Annotated in this window: 13 protein-coding genes; 7 read left to right on the top strand and 6 right to left on the bottom strand. The window is 71.1% G+C overall.

The window, feature by feature from the left end; translation table 11 throughout:
* The first annotated feature begins 90 nt into the window (after window positions 1–90).
* The gene (locus ABD882_RS05560) at window positions 91–990 is read left to right on the top strand and encodes an alpha/beta fold hydrolase (protein ID WP_345185172.1); all 900 of its coding nucleotides are present in this window, start codon (window positions 91–93) and stop codon (window positions 988–990) included.
* On the opposite strand, the gene ABD882_RS05565 is transcribed toward ABD882_RS05560, so the two are convergent.
* Window positions 962–1,435 carry an Lrp/AsnC family transcriptional regulator gene (locus ABD882_RS05565; RefSeq protein ID WP_345185174.1) on the bottom strand — a complete coding sequence of 158 codons (474 nt, stop codon included), beginning with the start codon at window positions 1,433–1,435 and terminating at the stop codon, window positions 962–964. The genes ABD882_RS05560 and ABD882_RS05565 overlap by 29 nt on opposite strands.
* A gap of 160 nt (window positions 1,436–1,595) precedes the next feature.
* Between ABD882_RS05565 and ABD882_RS05570 the strand changes: the two genes are divergently transcribed.
* The 3 genes from ABD882_RS05570 to ABD882_RS05580 are packed head-to-tail and all read left to right on the top strand — an operon-like array spanning window position 1,596 to window position 5,114.
* On the top strand, window positions 1,596–2,705 hold the full coding sequence (locus tag ABD882_RS05570; protein WP_345185176.1) for a thiamine pyrophosphate-dependent enzyme: 1,110 nt from the start codon (window positions 1,596–1,598) through the stop codon (window positions 2,703–2,705).
* Between the two features lies 1 nt (window position 2,706).
* Window positions 2,707–3,732, top strand: a complete 1,026-nt coding sequence (locus ABD882_RS05575) for an alpha-ketoacid dehydrogenase subunit beta (protein WP_345185178.1) — start codon at window positions 2,707–2,709, stop codon at window positions 3,730–3,732.
* On the top strand, window positions 3,729–5,114 hold the full coding sequence (locus tag ABD882_RS05580) for a dihydrolipoamide acetyltransferase family protein (RefSeq protein WP_345185179.1): 1,386 nt from the start codon (window positions 3,729–3,731) through the stop codon (window positions 5,112–5,114). The genes ABD882_RS05575 and ABD882_RS05580 overlap by 4 nt, the downstream gene beginning before the upstream one ends.
* Window position 5,115: 1 nt before the next feature.
* Here ABD882_RS05580 and ABD882_RS05585 read toward each other — a convergent pair whose 3' ends face one another.
* From ABD882_RS05585 to ABD882_RS05595, 3 genes are all read right to left on the bottom strand, one after another.
* On the bottom strand, window positions 5,116–6,393 hold the full coding sequence (locus ABD882_RS05585; protein WP_345185842.1) for an MFS transporter: 1,278 nt from the start codon (window positions 6,391–6,393) through the stop codon (window positions 5,116–5,118).
* 94 nt (window positions 6,394–6,487) lie between these two features.
* Complete coding sequence (locus ABD882_RS05590; protein ID WP_345185180.1) at window positions 6,488–7,072, bottom strand: histidine phosphatase family protein; 585 nt, start codon at window positions 7,070–7,072, stop codon at window positions 6,488–6,490.
* Window positions 7,069–7,896 carry a Sir2 family NAD-dependent protein deacetylase gene (locus ABD882_RS05595; protein WP_345185843.1) on the bottom strand — a complete coding sequence of 276 codons (828 nt, stop codon included), beginning with the start codon at window positions 7,894–7,896 and terminating at the stop codon, window positions 7,069–7,071. The genes ABD882_RS05590 and ABD882_RS05595 overlap by 4 nt, the downstream gene beginning before the upstream one ends.
* Window positions 7,897–7,988: 92 nt before the next feature.
* Here ABD882_RS05595 and ABD882_RS05600 point away from each other — a divergent pair, with 92 nt between their 5' ends.
* The gene (locus ABD882_RS05600; RefSeq protein ID WP_345185182.1) at window positions 7,989–8,804 is read left to right on the top strand and encodes a TrmH family RNA methyltransferase; all 816 of its coding nucleotides are present in this window, start codon (window positions 7,989–7,991) and stop codon (window positions 8,802–8,804) included.
* A 21-nt stretch (window positions 8,805–8,825) separates the two neighbouring features.
* Here the strand turns inward: ABD882_RS05600 and ABD882_RS05605 are convergent, their stop codons facing one another.
* Window positions 8,826–9,647, bottom strand: a complete 822-nt coding sequence (locus ABD882_RS05605) for an SGNH/GDSL hydrolase family protein (protein ID WP_345185183.1) — start codon at window positions 9,645–9,647, stop codon at window positions 8,826–8,828.
* 71 nt (window positions 9,648–9,718) lie between these two features.
* Window positions 9,719–10,966 carry an LCP family protein gene (locus ABD882_RS05610; protein WP_345185185.1) on the bottom strand — a complete coding sequence of 416 codons (1,248 nt, stop codon included), beginning with the start codon at window positions 10,964–10,966 and terminating at the stop codon, window positions 9,719–9,721.
* A gap of 199 nt (window positions 10,967–11,165) precedes the next feature.
* Between ABD882_RS05610 and ABD882_RS05615 the strand changes: the two genes are divergently transcribed.
* A complete protein-coding gene (locus ABD882_RS05615) occupies window positions 11,166–12,908 on the top strand; it encodes a DEAD/DEAH box helicase (RefSeq protein ID WP_345185187.1) in 1,743 nt (580 codons plus the stop codon).
* Window positions 12,909–13,075: 167 nt separating this feature from the next.
* On the top strand, window positions 13,076–14,182 hold the full coding sequence (locus ABD882_RS05620) for a VIT1/CCC1 transporter family protein (RefSeq protein WP_345185190.1): 1,107 nt from the start codon (window positions 13,076–13,078) through the stop codon (window positions 14,180–14,182).
* Window positions 14,183–14,200 lie beyond the last annotated feature (18 nt).

The raw sequence follows: 14,200 nt of genomic DNA on the forward strand, positions 1-14,200 counted from the left end.
CCGCCACGGTAGAGGGAGTCGCCGACATCGCGATCCTGACGCGCGGTGCAGGCGCAGAGCGGCTCCGCGACCCGCCCGTAGACTCGAGGAATGCCTGCACCCTCGCCCTATGCCGCGCGCCTGGACCTCGTGCCCGTGCAGCGGCGCGAGGCCGAGATCCTCGGCGGACGCACGGCGTACTGGACCTATGGGCCCGAGGATGCCGCGGTCACGGTGCTCGCGGTGCACGGTTTCCGGGGAGAGCACCATGGCCTGGAGCCGGTCGTCGCGTACCTTCCGGAACTGCGCATGATCATGCCGGATCTGCCGGGATTCGGCGAGACGGCCCCGCTGCCCGGCCGGGAGCACGACGTCGACGCATATGCAGAGTGGCTCACGGCGTTCGCGTCCGAGGTGGCCCCCGGCGCCGTGATCCTGGGGCACTCGTTCGGTTCGATCGTCGCGTCCGCGGCCGTCGCCCGGGGACTGCCCACACCGCGGCTGATCCTGGTCAATCCGATCGGAGCCCCGGCGCTGGAGGGACCGAAGGCGGTGCTCACGCGCCTCGCGATCCTCTACTACGCACTCGGCGCACGCCTCCCGGTGGGGATCGGCACCGAGCTGCTGCGCAACAGGATCATCGTGCGGATCATGAGCATCGCGATGGCTAAGACCGCCGATCCTGCGCTGCGTCGTTTCGTGCATGACCAGCACGACACGTACTTCTCACGGTTCTCCGACCGCGAGGTGCTGCGTGAGGCGTTCGTCACGAGCGTGTCGCATGACGTCCGCGAGTTCGCGCCCGAGATCGCCGTTCCCACGCTGCTCGTCGCGGCGCAGCGGGACGACATCACGCCGATCGAGGCGGAGCGCGCCCTGGTGGAGATCTTCCCGGACGCGTCCCTCGTCGAGATCGCGCATGTGGGGCACCTGATCCATTACGAGACCCCGGCCGAGGCGGCCGGCGCGATCAGGCGGTTCCTCACGCCTCTCGGCGCGCCAACCCCATGAGGCCGCCGACCCGGAACGGGATCACCTCGCCCATCGCGAGGGAGGTCTCGGTGCGCTCCACGCCGTCGATCGACAGGATCCGCGCGTCCGTGTCGAAGAGGTGCCGGGCATCCCGGCAGGCGACCAGCGCCAGCAGATCGATCGATCCGCTCAGCCCGTAGGCCTGCACCACCTCCGGCACACGCGCGAGTTCGGCGATGATGCGCGGCAGTTCGGTCTGCCGCACGCCGATGCTGATGAAGGCCTGCAGCGGGAACCCGAGAACGCCGGGGGAGAAGGCGCGCTCGTAGGGGAGGAACACCCCGGTCTGATCGAGCCGGGCCATGCGCGCCTGGATCGTGTTGCGGGACAGCCGGAGCTTCTCCGCGAGGGCGACGACGGTGGTGCGCGGGTCGGCGGACAGGATCTCGAGGATGTCGAGGTCGGTGCGGTCGAGGACTGGCATGTTGCCAAAGGGTAGCACTCGTCGAGGGTCGCTTTCTTGGCAACATGCTCAACGGACTCGAGGATGCTTGGGCGAGGTGCTGAATAGACGTACGCTCAAGCCATAGCGAAGATGCGCTGGACGCCGCCCCACGAAGGCGGATCCCTTGAGGAGGACGATGATGTCTACACACCTTGATCCCATCACCGACTTGGCTGTCGGGCTGGAGCAGCCGGTGAGCCTGATCGATCCGCATGGCCGGCGTCTGCAGGATCCGCGGCTGGCTCCCTACGCCGCGGACGTCGCCGCGGCCGACCTGCTCGCGCTGTACCGCGACATGGTCGCACTGCGCCGGATCGACACCGAGGGCGTCGCCCTGCAGCGTCAGGGCCAGCTCGGCCTCTGGGCGCCGTGCCTGGGCCAGGAGGCCGCCCAGATCGGATCCGCCCGCGCCCTCAGGAACGACGACGTCGTCTTCCCCAGCTACCGCGAGACGGGCGTGATGCTCGCACGCGGCGCGCAGCCGGGAGACTACGTGCGGATGTGGCGCGGCGAGGAAGGCTCCTCGTACGACCCCGCTGTCATGCACATGGCGCCGCTGCAGATCATCATCGGCGCGCAGACCCTGCATGCGGTCGGCTACGCGCTCGGCATCCTGCACGACGGATCCGACCAGGCTGCGGTCACGTACTTCGGCGACGGCGCGACCAGCCAGGGCGACGTCAACGAGGCCATGGTGTTCGCCTCGTCCTACGGCGCTCCGGTGGTGTTCATCTGCCAGAACAACCACTGGGCGATCTCCGAGCCGGTCGCCGTGCAGTCGCAGCATCCGATCGCCGGGCGGGCGCCGGGCTTCGGCATCCCCAGCCTGCGGGTCGACGGCAACGATGTGCTCGCCGTGTTCGCCGCGACGCGCTGGGCGCTCGAGCAGGCGCGCGCGGGCTCCCCGGCGTTCCTCGAACTCGTCACCTACCGGATGGGCCCGCACACCACGGCGGACGACCCTACCAGGTACCGGGATCCGGCCGAGCTCGAGTACTGGCGCGGCAGGGACCCGCTCGCCCGGCTCGAGGCGCTGCTGCGTGTGGAGGGCACACTCACCGACGAGATCGCCGCGGGTCTCGCATCCGACGCGGATGAGGCGGCGATGCAGATGCGCGCGGCGTGCCTGGGCATGACCACGCGGGCGCCGCTCGCGGTGTTCGACGGCGTGTACGCCGAACCGCACACCGGTCTCGACGAGGAGCGCGCCGACTACGCGCGCTACCTCGCGACGCTCGCGGAGGCGTGACATGACGCAGATGACGATGGGCAAGGCGCTCGGCGCCGCTCTTCAGCGATCGCTGCAGGACGACCCGAAGGTGCTCCTGCTCGGTGAGGACATCGGCAAGCTCGGCGGCGTGTTCCGGATCACCGACGGCCTGCTGGACGAGTTCGGTGCGGAGCGCGTGATCGACACCCCCCTCGCGGAGTCCGGGATCGTCGGCACCGCCGTGGGGCTGGCGATGCGCGGCTACCGTCCGGTCGTCGAGATCCAGTTCGACGGCTTCGTCTATCCGGCGTTCGATCAGATCGTCTCGCAGGTCGCGAAGCTGCACTATCGGACGCAGGGTCGTGTGCCGATGCCGATCACGATCCGGATCCCGTGGGCCGGCGGGATCGGCGCGGCCGAGCACCACTCCGAGTCGCCCGAGGCGCATTTCGTGCACACCGCAGGGCTCCGCGTCATCGCCGTCTCCAACCCGCAGGACGCGTACGCGTGCCTGCGCCAGGCGATCGCGAGCGACGACCCGGTGATCTTCTTCGAACCCAAGCGCCTCTACCACGCCAAGGGCGAGGTCGACCTGCAGACGCCGCTCGCCGATGTCGCCCCGATGGGGCTCGCGACGGTGGTGCGCGAGGGGTCGGACGCCACGATCATCACGTACGGGGCGATGGTGCGCACGGCCCTCGACGCCGCCGAGGCCGCCGAGGCGGAGGGCCGCTTGCTGGAGGTCATCGACCTGCGCTCGCTCTCGCCGATCGACTACGGCACGGTCTGCGCCTCGGTGCGGCGCACCGGACGTGTCGTGGTCGTGCATGAGGCCGCCCGCGAGGCCGGTGTGGCCGCCGAGGTCATCGCCAGCATCACGGAGAAGTGCTTCACCTGGCTCGAGGCGGCGCCGCTGCGCGTCACCGGTCATGACATCCCGTATCCGCCCGCGAAGCTGGAGAAGTTCCACCTGCCGGACCTGGATCGGATCCTCGACGCCGTCGACCGCGTGCTCGACGACGACCAGCTGCTGGCGACCCAGCCGATGAACGGGGCGGAGCGATGAAGCAGGAGTTCCGTCTTCCGGATCTCGGCGAAGGGCTCACCGAAGCCGAGATCGTGCAGTGGCTGGTCGCCGAGGGCGACACCGTCACGCTGAACCAGACGCTCGCCGAGGTCGAGACCGCGAAGGCGATCGTCGAGCTGCCCTCGCCGCACGCCGGAGTCATCACGGCCCTGCACGCCGCCGCCGGAGACGTCGTCCTGGTGGGATCGCCCCTGGTGGGATTCGAGATCGAGGGTGCGGAGGATCCGGTGCCCGCAGCGTCTCCCGCCGCAGGATCGGCCGCCTCGGCTGAGGACGGCTCGGGACCGAACCTGGTCGGCTACGGCGCGGCGCCGAGCACGGGCCGTCCGATGCGACGGGCGCGGCGCAGTGCGGCGGCGGTCGCGACGGCGGACGTCGACGTCCGCGTCGCCGCGCCGCACGACGCGATCGATGAGACGCCTGCCGTGCCCGAGCAGCACGAACGGCCGCGTTCGACGCCCCCCGTGCGCGCCTACGCCAAGGGGCACGGCGTGGATCTGGCCCTCGTCGCGGCCGCGCTCGGCGATCGGGTGATCACCCGCGCCGATGTCGACACCTACCGTGAGCGGGTCGCGCAGCGGAGCATCGGTGCGGCGACAGCCCCGCCGAGCGTCGCTGTCGCGCCGACCACCACCGCGCGCCCCGTCATGGCGGGAGAGCGCAGCACCACCCGGATCCCGATCCGCGGCGTCCGCAAGCACACCGCGGAGGCGATGGTGCAGAGCGCATTCACCGCCCCGCACGTCACGACGTTCCACACGCTCGATGTCACGGCGACCACGGAGCTGATCGCGTCGCTGCGTGCGAGTGCCGCACCGGATGCACCGCGCATCGGCGTGCTCACCGTGGTGGCGAAGGCCGTGTGCCTCGCGCTCGCGCACTACCCGGGACTCAACGCGCGCTGGGACGGCGAGGCGGGCGAGATCGTGCAGCAGCACTTCGTCGATCTCGGCATCGCCGCGGCCACCGAGCGCGGGCTCATCGTACCGATCATCCGGGATGCGGAGCGGATGACGCTCGGCGGGCTCGCCGCCGCCGTCGCCGAGCTCACCCGCACGGCGCGCAGCGGCAAGACCGCGCCGGCCGACCTCACCGGCGGCACCTTCTCGCTCACCAACATCGGCGTGTTCGGCATCGATGCGGGCACCCCGATCCTGCCTCCCGGGCAGACCGGGATCCTCGCGCTGGGCGCCGTGCGCCGACTGCCGTGGGAGTACAAGGGCGAGATCGCGCTGCGGGACGTGATGACGCTCAGCCTGTCCTTCGATCACCGCATCGTGGACGGCGCTGAGGGGGCGCAGTTCCTCAAGGCGGTCGCCGACGTTCTGCAGGAACCGGGTCGGGCGATGCTGCTGGCCTGAGTCACGCCTTCGGGGTGCGGCGATCCAGACCCAGCACACGCCGGGTCAGGCGCCGCTCCCGGATGATGAACGCCGTGCCGATCACCCACAGCGGGAGCTGGGTGAGGAACGCCCAGCGGAACGCGTCCAGCGAGTAGGTGGCGGGGGTGCCCGCTCCCTGCAGGTCGAGGGCGAGGCCGATCAGGAAGATGGCGACGAGAGCCGCCAGGAACCCGCCGCCGTTGACGACGCCGGTCGCGGTGCTGAGCCGGTGCTGCGGATTGTGCGTGCGGGCGTGGTCGAACGCGACCATCGACGCGGGGCCGCCGGTGGCGAGGGCGATCGCGAGCAGGATGAGCAGCCAGAGCGGTGCGGTGCCGGGCCAGAGGATGACGGCGAGCCACGCGATCACCTGCACGGCGATCGTCGGCAGCACGAGCATGAGCGACCGGCTGGTCGGATGCCGGGAGGAGAGTGCACCCAGCACCGGACCGAACAGGATCCCGAACACCACGTAGACGGTGGTCACCAGCGAGGCGGCGCCGATCGAGAGGTGCTGCCCGTTGGTGAGGAACGGGATGCCCCAGAGCATCATGAAGGCCGTTCCGGCGAACGGCGTGGTGAAGTGCGTCCAGAAACCCAGCCGCGTGCCGGGATGCGCGAGCGCGGCGCGCAGGGTCACGCGCAGATCCATCTGCGAGGTGACCACCCGGATCGCGCCGGTGTCGGTGTTCACCGAGACGTCTTCGGTCAGCTCGGGCGGACGATTGCGGATCAGTGCGAACAGCAGCACGCTGAACAGCACCCCGAGCCCGGCCAGGCTCCCGAACGTGACCGACCATGACGTGGAGTGCAGCAGCACGGGCAGCGGCAGCAGCGCCACCAGCTGACCCAGCTGGCCCACGATGCCGGTGAGCTGAGCCATCAGCGGACCGCGCTGCGACGGGAACCAGATCGCCACGAGGCGCAGCACGCCGGGGAAGATCGCGGCATCCCCGGCGCCGAGGATCATGCGCGCGACGATCGCGATGCCCACGTTCGGCGCGAACGCCATCACGAGCTGGCCTACCGACATGAGCAGCATTCCGGCGACCATGATCGGGCGCGATCCGAACCGGTCCAGCAGCAGCCCGACCGGGACCTGCATGAGCCCGTAGACGGCCAGCTGCAGCACGGCGAACAGCGACAGCGTCGAGGCGTCGGCCTGGAACAGGTGCGCGGCATCGACCCCGACGGCCGACAGCGAGGTGCGGTTCGTGATCGACAGCACGTAAGCCGTGACGCCCACGATCCAGATCATCCACATCCGCCAGGTCGGAGCGGGGGCAGGATTCACGGTTCTCCTCGGGTCGGCGGCGCCTTCGATCCTACGCCCGGGGCATTCTCGCCCCCGCTCAGACGACGACAGTGTCGAGCAGCCGGATCCCGCCACCGTCCATCGCGAAACGGTGCACGGAACCGTTGCCGAGGGACTCGCCCGGCGCGGGGAGCGTCCCGCCGGAGGCGTGTTCGAGGAGCGCGCGGATCACGCCGCCGTGCGTGGCGACCAGCACGGATTCCTCGCGGGGCGCCGAACGGCGGCGGGCGGCGAGATCGATGCGCTGCAGCGAAGCCAGGGCACGGTCGGTGAGCTGCTGCACGGTCTCCGCACCGGGCACCTGGTCGCGCTTGCCGCGGAAGCGGTCGACGTACTGCTCCCAGAGCATCCCCTCGGCCTCGCCGAACTCGTGCTCACGCATTCCTGCGGTGGTCAGGGGCGCAGGCAGGGCAAGGGCGCCGGCGATGATCTCGGCCGTCTCGACCGCGCGGGAGAGCGGACTGGTGTAGACGTGGTCGAACCGGGTGCCGGCCAGGCGGACGGCGACCTCCTCCGCCTGTGCACGCCCCGTGTCGTTGAGCGGGATGTCGGTGGAGCCCTGGATCCGGCCCTCGAGGTTCCAGTCGGTCTGGCCGTGGCGGACGAGGGTGATCAGGGTCATGGCAGCAGCTCCAGGAGTGTCGGCAGCACGATGCTCGTGGACGCGGCGATCGTGGCCGACGCCCACACGTCGGCGCGGGTGGGTTCGAGGTCGACGATGACGAGCGGCAGGTCCCTGCGCCGGGCGCGTTCGATGATGCGGATCCCGGAATTCACCACGAGAGACGACCCGGCCACGACGAGGGCGTCTCCCGAGCGCAGCAGCGCCTCGGCGCTCGCGAACCGCGGGGCCGGCACGAACTCGCCGAAGAACACCACGTCCGGCTTCAGGGCGCCTCCGCACACCGTGCAGACGGGAAGTGCGAAACCCTCCGTCGTCTCGGGCCTGACATCGCCGTCGGGTCCGAGCAGGACCTCGGTAAGCACGTCGAGCCACGGGTTTCGGGCATCGATCTGCGCGGCGACGGCGTCGCGCGCAAAGCTCTGACCGCAGCGCAGGCAGAGGACGGCGCGCATCGTCCCGTGCAACTCGACGACCCGCTCGGAGCCGGCAGCCAGATGCAGCCCGTCCACGTTCTGCGTGACCACCCCGACGGAGCGTCCGGTGCGCTCCAGCGCCGCGATCGCGCGGTGCCCCGCGTTCGGGGTGGCGGTCCCGAAGGAGCGCCAGCCCAGGTGCCCGCCCAGCCAGTACCGGCGCTGCGCGTCGTCGGATCCGAGGAACGCCTGCAGCGTCATCGGCGCGCGGCGCGGCGCGGATCCTTCCCCGCGATAGGCGGGGATCCCTGAGTCGGTGGACAGCCCCGCCCCGGTGAGGAATGCGATCCTTCGCCCGGCCAGCAGGTCCGCTGCGGCCTCGATCTGCGCGCGCAGCGGCGTCGTCATGCTCTTCACCGGACCTCCCCGCATGAGTCTATGGGCCGTCCGGAGCGCGCGGCTGGGCGTGCGCCGAGGGCTGCGGATGCGAGAGTAGGGGCGTGCCAGAGTTCCGCATCGATGACCCCGCCGATCCTCGCCTCGACGACTATCGCGACCTCACCGACACGGCGCTGCGCACCCGCAGCGAGGCCGAGCGCGGGCTCTACATCGCCGAGTCGTTCAAGGTCATCACCCGGGCGATCGGCGCCGGCCACCGGCCGCGCTCCGTGCTGACGCAGGAGCGCTGGGCGCCGGGGATCCGCGCGCTGCTGGACGACGCGGAGGTGCCGCTGTACATCGCCGCCGACGACGTGGTGGAGGCCGTGGCGGGGTTCCCGGTGCACCGCGGCGCACTGGCAGCCATGCACCGCCCGGTCGAGCCGTCCGTGACCGAGCTCATCGCCGGGGCGCGCACGCTGCTGATCCTGGAGGGCCTCATCGAGCACGCGAACGTCGGCTCGGCGTTCCGGGCGGCCGCGGCGCTCGGCGCGGACGCGGTACTGGTGTCCGCGCGCTGCGCCGATCCGCTGTACCGGCGCAGCGTGCGGGTGAGCATGGGCACGGTGTTCCAGGTGCGGTGGACGAGATTCGCCGATTGGGACTCGCTGCGGGCGGAGCTCCGGGCCGAAAGGATCGCGGTCGCGGCGCTGACGCTGCAGGACGACGCGGTGACGCTCGACGCCTATGCCGCCGATCGTCCCGAGCGGGTCGCGCTGGCGTTCGGCTCCGAAGGCCCAGGGCTCAGCGCGGAGGCGCTGGCCGCCGCCGATGCCGTCGTGACGATCCCGATGTCGGGCGGGGTGGATTCGCTCAACGTCGGCGCCGCGGTCTCCGTCGCACTCTGGGCGCTGGGGCACCCACCGGCACGACGCTGACCCGCCCACGCCTGCGCAGGATCACGCGTCCGGCAGCACCATGGGCATCGGCTCGGGGCGCTTGGCCGCGACGTCGTCGCCGGAGGACTGGTGCCGCAGGCGGCGCAGCACCCAGGGCACCAGGTGCGTGCGCGCCCAGACGAGATCCTCGCTGCGCGCCTCCCGCCAGGTGCGCCGCGGGGCCGGATCCGGCCGCATCGCCTGCAGTTCGTTGGGCACGTTCAGCGCGCGCAGCACCATGCGGGCGACCTCGTGGTGACCGAGCGGATTCATGTGCAGCCGGTCATCGGCGAAGAACCGCGGATCCTGAATGGGCTTGAGCCCCCACTGATCGGCCACGATGCAGTCGTGCCGCTCCGCGATCGCGCGGACGTTCTCGTTGTAGATGGCGACCTTGCCGCGGAACGGCCGGAACACCGGGGTGAAGTTCGTGTCGATCCCGGTGATCAGCACGAGCGCCGCGCCCGTGCGGTCCAGACGCGTGACCATGTCGTCGAGCAGCACGGCGATCTCGTCGGGATCCGTGCCGGGGCGGATCACGTCGTTGCCGCCGGCGCAGAGCGTGATCAGGTCCGGGTTCAGCGCGATCGCTGGCGCGATCTGCTCATCGCTGATCTGGGCGATGAGCTTGCCGCGGACGGCGAGGTTGGCGTACGCGAAGTCGTCGCTCTGCGCGCCGAGCACCTCGGCCACCCGGTCCGCCCAGCCGCGATGACCGCCGGGCGTCGTCGGATCCGGATCCCCGATGCCCTCGGTGAACGAGTCGCCGAGCGCGACATAGCGCCGCCACGGGTGCGGGTTCTCGTTGGGGACGTAAGGGGTGCGCGGCTCGTGACCGGACATGATGCTGCTCCTTCGTGCGACCGCGCGTTCGGCGCGGCACCGGGTCCGAGACTACTCGCGGACGGCCCGGATCAGCCGCTCGAGTCGCCGTTGGTGCAGGTCTGCTGGGCGGCGGTGCTGCCGCGCACGTTGTCGGAGAGCGGAACGGCGGACGCCGCCGGCGTGGGGGTCGCCGACGGGGAGGCGGAGGGATCCGGGGCGGCGGTCGGCGTGGACGGCTCGACCGTCACGCCGTCGTTGACCGTGTTCTGGTGGGTGATCAGCACCGGCTGGTTGGCGGCGACGGCGGCCCACAGCGTCTGCGCGGAGGAGTCGTCGGGGATGACGCGGTTCGGGTTCTCCGGATCGGTCAGGTTGGGGTACTGGATGAACGTGATGTCGGCGGGCTGCACGTCCTTCACGGCGAGCGCGAGCTGCAGGATCGTGGTGGGGTTCGCGAGGGTCGTGCTGGCCTCGAGGTTGGTCAGGGCGATGTTCGCGATCTTGAGCACCTCCGGGACGTTCGAGAGCACCTTGCCGCTGGTGAGCTGCCGCGCCAGGCTGCCGAGGTACTGCTGCTGATTGCCGATCCGCGCCAGATCGCTGCCGCTGACGAGCCCGTGCCGGGTGCGCAGGAACTGCAGCGCCTGCAGGCCCTGGATCGTGTGCTGACCGGCGCTCAGATCCAGGCCCGTGTAGGCGTCGTTGATCGGCGTCGCGAGGCACACCTGGACGCCGCCGATCGCGTTGGTGATGTCGATCACGGTGCCGAAGTTCACCGCGGCGGCGAAGTCGACCTGCTGACCGGACAGTGCGGAGACGGTCTTCGCGACGCAGGACAGCCCGCCCTCGTCGTACGTCGTGTTGATCTGCGCGGCGCTCTGCGCGGAGACCTGCGTGCCGTCCTTGGCGGTGCAGGACGGCACGGGCACGATCATGTCGCGCGGGAAGCTCACGACGGTGATGCGACGCGGGGTGTTCGAGACGTGCATCAGCACGGTGACGTCGTTGTTGACGCTCGAGGCATCCGGACCGTCGCAGCGCCCGGGGAACAGGTACGAGTACTTCGGTTCGCAGGCGTCGATGCCGACCACGAGCAGGTTGAAGCCGCTCTTGTACGCGGCGATGTCGGGCGCCACCGCCGGGCCGCCCTCGAGCTGCACGCTGTTGTGCGCCACCGCCGAGGTGAGGTCGGTGAGCACATAGCCGACGACCCCGATGGTGCTCACGAGCGCGACGGCCAGGCCGATGCCGATCAGGCGGAGCAGTCGTGTCCACACGCGCGGACCACGGCTGCTGCTGTGCTGCGCGATCGGGCGCGCCGCCGAGTGTCGTGTCACGGGTGTCCTTCGGGCCGGCATCCATCGGGTCGGGCGCTCCGAGAGGAATGCCGTTCTGGAATGTACGGCGACCCGCCGTGGATCGGCTGTGCCGATCCGGTGGGAATGCTGGGACAGCCCCGTCGGGCACGCGGGCATCTCCCGGGCGAGGATCCGACGCGCGCGGGAATGTCGGCGGGCTCGTCTATCGTGGAATCCCATGCTCTCCCCGTCCTTCCCCCAGCGCGCGCCGTGGGGCACCGCAGACCGGTTGCGGGCGTGGCAGCAGGAGGCGCTCGAGGAGTATTTCCGGGTCGAGGCGCGCAGGGACTTCCTCGTGGCGGCCACTCCGGGCGCCGGCAAGACGACGTTCGCCCTCACGCTCGCCGTCGAGCTCCTGCGCACGAACGAGATCGACCGCATCATCGTCGTCGCCCCCACGGAGCACCTCAAGACGCAGTGGGCCGACGCCGCGGCGCGCGTGCACATCCGTCTCGATCCGCGTTTCCGCAACAGTCACTGGGCGCCGGCGCGGCAGTACCACGGCGTGGTGGTGACCTACGCGCAGGTGGCCGCGAAGTCGTCCGTGCACCGGCACCTGACGCAGGACGCGCGCACGCTCGTCATCCTCGACGAGGTGCACCACGGCGGTGACGCACTGAGCTGGGGCGATGCGATCCGCGACGCCTACGGGCCGGCGAAGCGTCGCCTCCTGCTGAGCGGCACGCCGTTCCGCAGCGACACCGCGCCGATCCCGTTCGTCGATTACCTCCCGGACGAGTCCGGCGCCCGCGTGTCGAGCACGGATTACGCCTACGGCTACGGGCGCGCCCTGCAGGACGGCGTCGTGCGCCCCGTGCTGTTCCACATGTACGCGGGCAAGATGCGCTGGCGCACGAGCGCCGGCGATGAGCTCGAGGCGCACCTCGGCCAGGACAACACGAAGGACGTCACCTCTCAGGCCTGGCGTACCGCGCTGGATCCGGAGGGGGAGTGGATGCCCGCGGTGCTGTCCGCCGCCGACCGCCGCCTGACCGAGATCCGCCACCACGTGCCGGATGCGGGCGGCCTCGTCCTCGCGACGGACCAGACCGTGGCTCGCGCGTACGCCAAGATCCTGCACTCGCTGACCGGGCAGCGTCCGACGGTCGTGCTCTCCGACGACGCGACCGCCTCGGAGCGCATCGAGAAGTTCAGCGGGTCGAACGACCGCTGGATGGTCGCCGTGCGCATGGTGTCGGAGGGCGTGGACGTGCCCCGCCTGGCCGTCGGGGTCTACGCCACCTCGTCCTCGACGCCGCTGTTCTTCGCCCAGGCGATCGGTCGCTTCGTGCGTGCGCGCCGCCGCGGGGAGGCGGCGAGCGTGTTCCTGCCGAACGTTCCCGTGCTCATGAAGCTCGCGAACGAGCTGGAGCGGCAGCGCGACCATGCCCTGGACCGGCAGTCGAAGGACGAGGACGGGCTCGAGGATTCGCTGCTGGAGGACGCGAACCGCGAAGACGACGCGTCGGACGCGCTCACCCAGGAGTTCAGCTACCAGGCGATCTCCTCGCTCGCGCATTTCGACCGCGTCGTCTTCGACGGCAAGGAGTTCGGCCAGCTCGCCGAGCCGGGCACACCCGAGGAGGAGGAGTTCATCGGGATCCCGGGTCTTCTCGAGCCGGAGCACGTGCACGAGCTGCTGATGCAGCGGCAGTCCCGGCAGTCCCGTCTGCGCGAGGCGCGGGAAGCGGTGACTCCCGCCCAGACCACCACGCTGCCCGAGCCGCTGCACCGCACGCTGCGGGAACAGCGGCAGCTGCTGAACAGCCTCGTCGGGGTGTACGCGCGTCAGACCGGGGATCCGCACGGCGCCGTGCACGCCGAGCTGCGTCGGCTCTGCGGCGGCCCGGCGGTCGCCCAGGCCACGGTCACCCAGCTGCAGTCCCGCATCGACCTGCTCCGCCGCCGCGTGCGGTCCTGACCCCAACCCCGGTCCCTGAGCCTGTCCCCGGTCCCTGAGCCTGTCCCCGGTCCCTGAGCCTGTCGAGGGTTCGGATCCCCGAAATGCTGTCAATCCCCGTCTCGGCACGGACCCCGACGGATCCGGTCGATAGCGTGGAGCGGTTGCCCCGACCACGAAGGACATCGATGAGCACCCCGGATCCCGCGCCCGCCGCGCCCACCGCCGCCGACCGCCGTCGCTGGACGCGCTACCTCGTCGAGGAGCGCGCAGAGGCCCACGTCTACCAGCAGCTCGCGCAGCGCCGGGAGGGCGAGGAGCGGGAGATCCTGCTCGAGCTCGCGGCGGCGGAGGGCCGGCACGAGGCGCACTGGCTCGAGCTCCTCGGCGGCGAGCCCGCGCGGCTGCCTCGACCCGGGCTGCGCACGCGTCTGCTCGGCTGGATGGCCGGGCGGTTCGGATCGATCTTCGTGCTGGCCCTCGCGCAGAGCGCGGAGGCGCGGTCGCCGTACGACTCCGAGGTGTACGCCACGCCCGCGATGCGCGCCGACGAGAAGGTGCATTTCGAGGTGGTCCGCGGACTCGCGGCACGAGGGCGGCGTCGCCTGTCCGGATCCTTCCGCGCGGCCGTGTTCGGCGCGAATGACGGCCTGGTCAGCAACCTGGCGCTGGTGCTCGGCATCGGAGCCACCGGAGCGAGCAGCGGGTTCGTCCTGTTCAGCGGGTTCGCGGGCCTCCTGGCGGGTGCGCTGTCGATGGGGGCGGGAGAGTTCGTCTCCGTGCGGTCGCAGCGTGAGCTCCTCGAGGCCACCCAGGAGAACGGCCACGGCGACGCGGCCGCGAGCGATCTCGATCTGGACGAGAACGAGCTCGCCCTCGTGTATCGGGCCCGCGGCATGGAAGCGGACGAGTCGCTCGCGCGCGCCCGCCGCGTCGTGAGTGCGGCAAAGGCGGGCAGGGCCCAGCGAACCGGGCCGCTGCGGCTCCCTGTCGATGAGGGAGACGACCATGAGATCGTCGGCAACGCCTGGCCCGCCGCGATCTCGAGCTTCCTGCTGTTCGCGTCCGGCGCGATCGTGCCGGTGCTGCCGTGGATCTTCGGCATGCAGGGCATCCCGGCGGTGCTCGTGGCGCTCGCCCTCGTCGGCACCGCCCTGCTGAGCACAGGGGCGACCGTCGGCGTGCTGTCCGGCGGCCCGCCGCTGCGCCGGGGGCTGCGCCAGCTCGCGATCGGCTTCGGCGCCGCCGCGGTGACATACGTGCTGGGCCTGCTGTTCCACGTCAGCCCTGGTTGAGAGGAACGGAGCCGCGGC

It is taken from the genome of Microbacterium panaciterrae (assembly GCF_039541635.1).
Classification (GTDB): domain Bacteria; phylum Actinomycetota; class Actinomycetes; order Actinomycetales; family Microbacteriaceae; genus Microbacterium; species Microbacterium panaciterrae.

Excerpts from the sequence above, each read along its gene's own strand:
- ABD882_RS05560 (WP_345185172.1), top strand. The coding sequence starts at position 91 with ATGCCTGCACCCTCGCCCTATGCCGCGCGCCTGGACCTCGTGCCCGTG.
- ABD882_RS05565 (WP_345185174.1), bottom strand. The coding sequence starts at position 1,435 with ATGCCAGTCCTCGACCGCACCGACCTCGACATCCTCGAGATCCTGTCC.
- ABD882_RS05570 (WP_345185176.1), top strand. The coding sequence starts at position 1,596 with ATGTCTACACACCTTGATCCCATCACCGACTTGGCTGTCGGGCTGGAG.
- ABD882_RS05575 (WP_345185178.1), top strand. The coding sequence starts at position 2,707 with ATGACGCAGATGACGATGGGCAAGGCGCTCGGCGCCGCTCTTCAGCGA.
- ABD882_RS05580 (WP_345185179.1), top strand. The coding sequence starts at position 3,729 with ATGAAGCAGGAGTTCCGTCTTCCGGATCTCGGCGAAGGGCTCACCGAA.
- ABD882_RS05585 (WP_345185842.1), bottom strand. The coding sequence starts at position 6,393 with ATGATCTGGATCGTGGGCGTCACGGCTTACGTGCTGTCGATCACGAAC.
- ABD882_RS05590 (WP_345185180.1), bottom strand. The coding sequence starts at position 7,072 with ATGACCCTGATCACCCTCGTCCGCCACGGCCAGACCGACTGGAACCTC.
- ABD882_RS05595 (WP_345185843.1), bottom strand. The coding sequence starts at position 7,896 with ATGACGACGCCGCTGCGCGCGCAGATCGAGGCCGCAGCGGACCTGCTG.
- ABD882_RS05605 (WP_345185183.1), bottom strand. The coding sequence starts at position 9,647 with ATGTCCGGTCACGAGCCGCGCACCCCTTACGTCCCCAACGAGAACCCG.
- ABD882_RS05615 (WP_345185187.1), top strand. The coding sequence starts at position 11,166 with ATGCTCTCCCCGTCCTTCCCCCAGCGCGCGCCGTGGGGCACCGCAGAC.
- ABD882_RS05620 (WP_345185190.1), top strand. The coding sequence starts at position 13,076 with ATGAGCACCCCGGATCCCGCGCCCGCCGCGCCCACCGCCGCCGACCGC.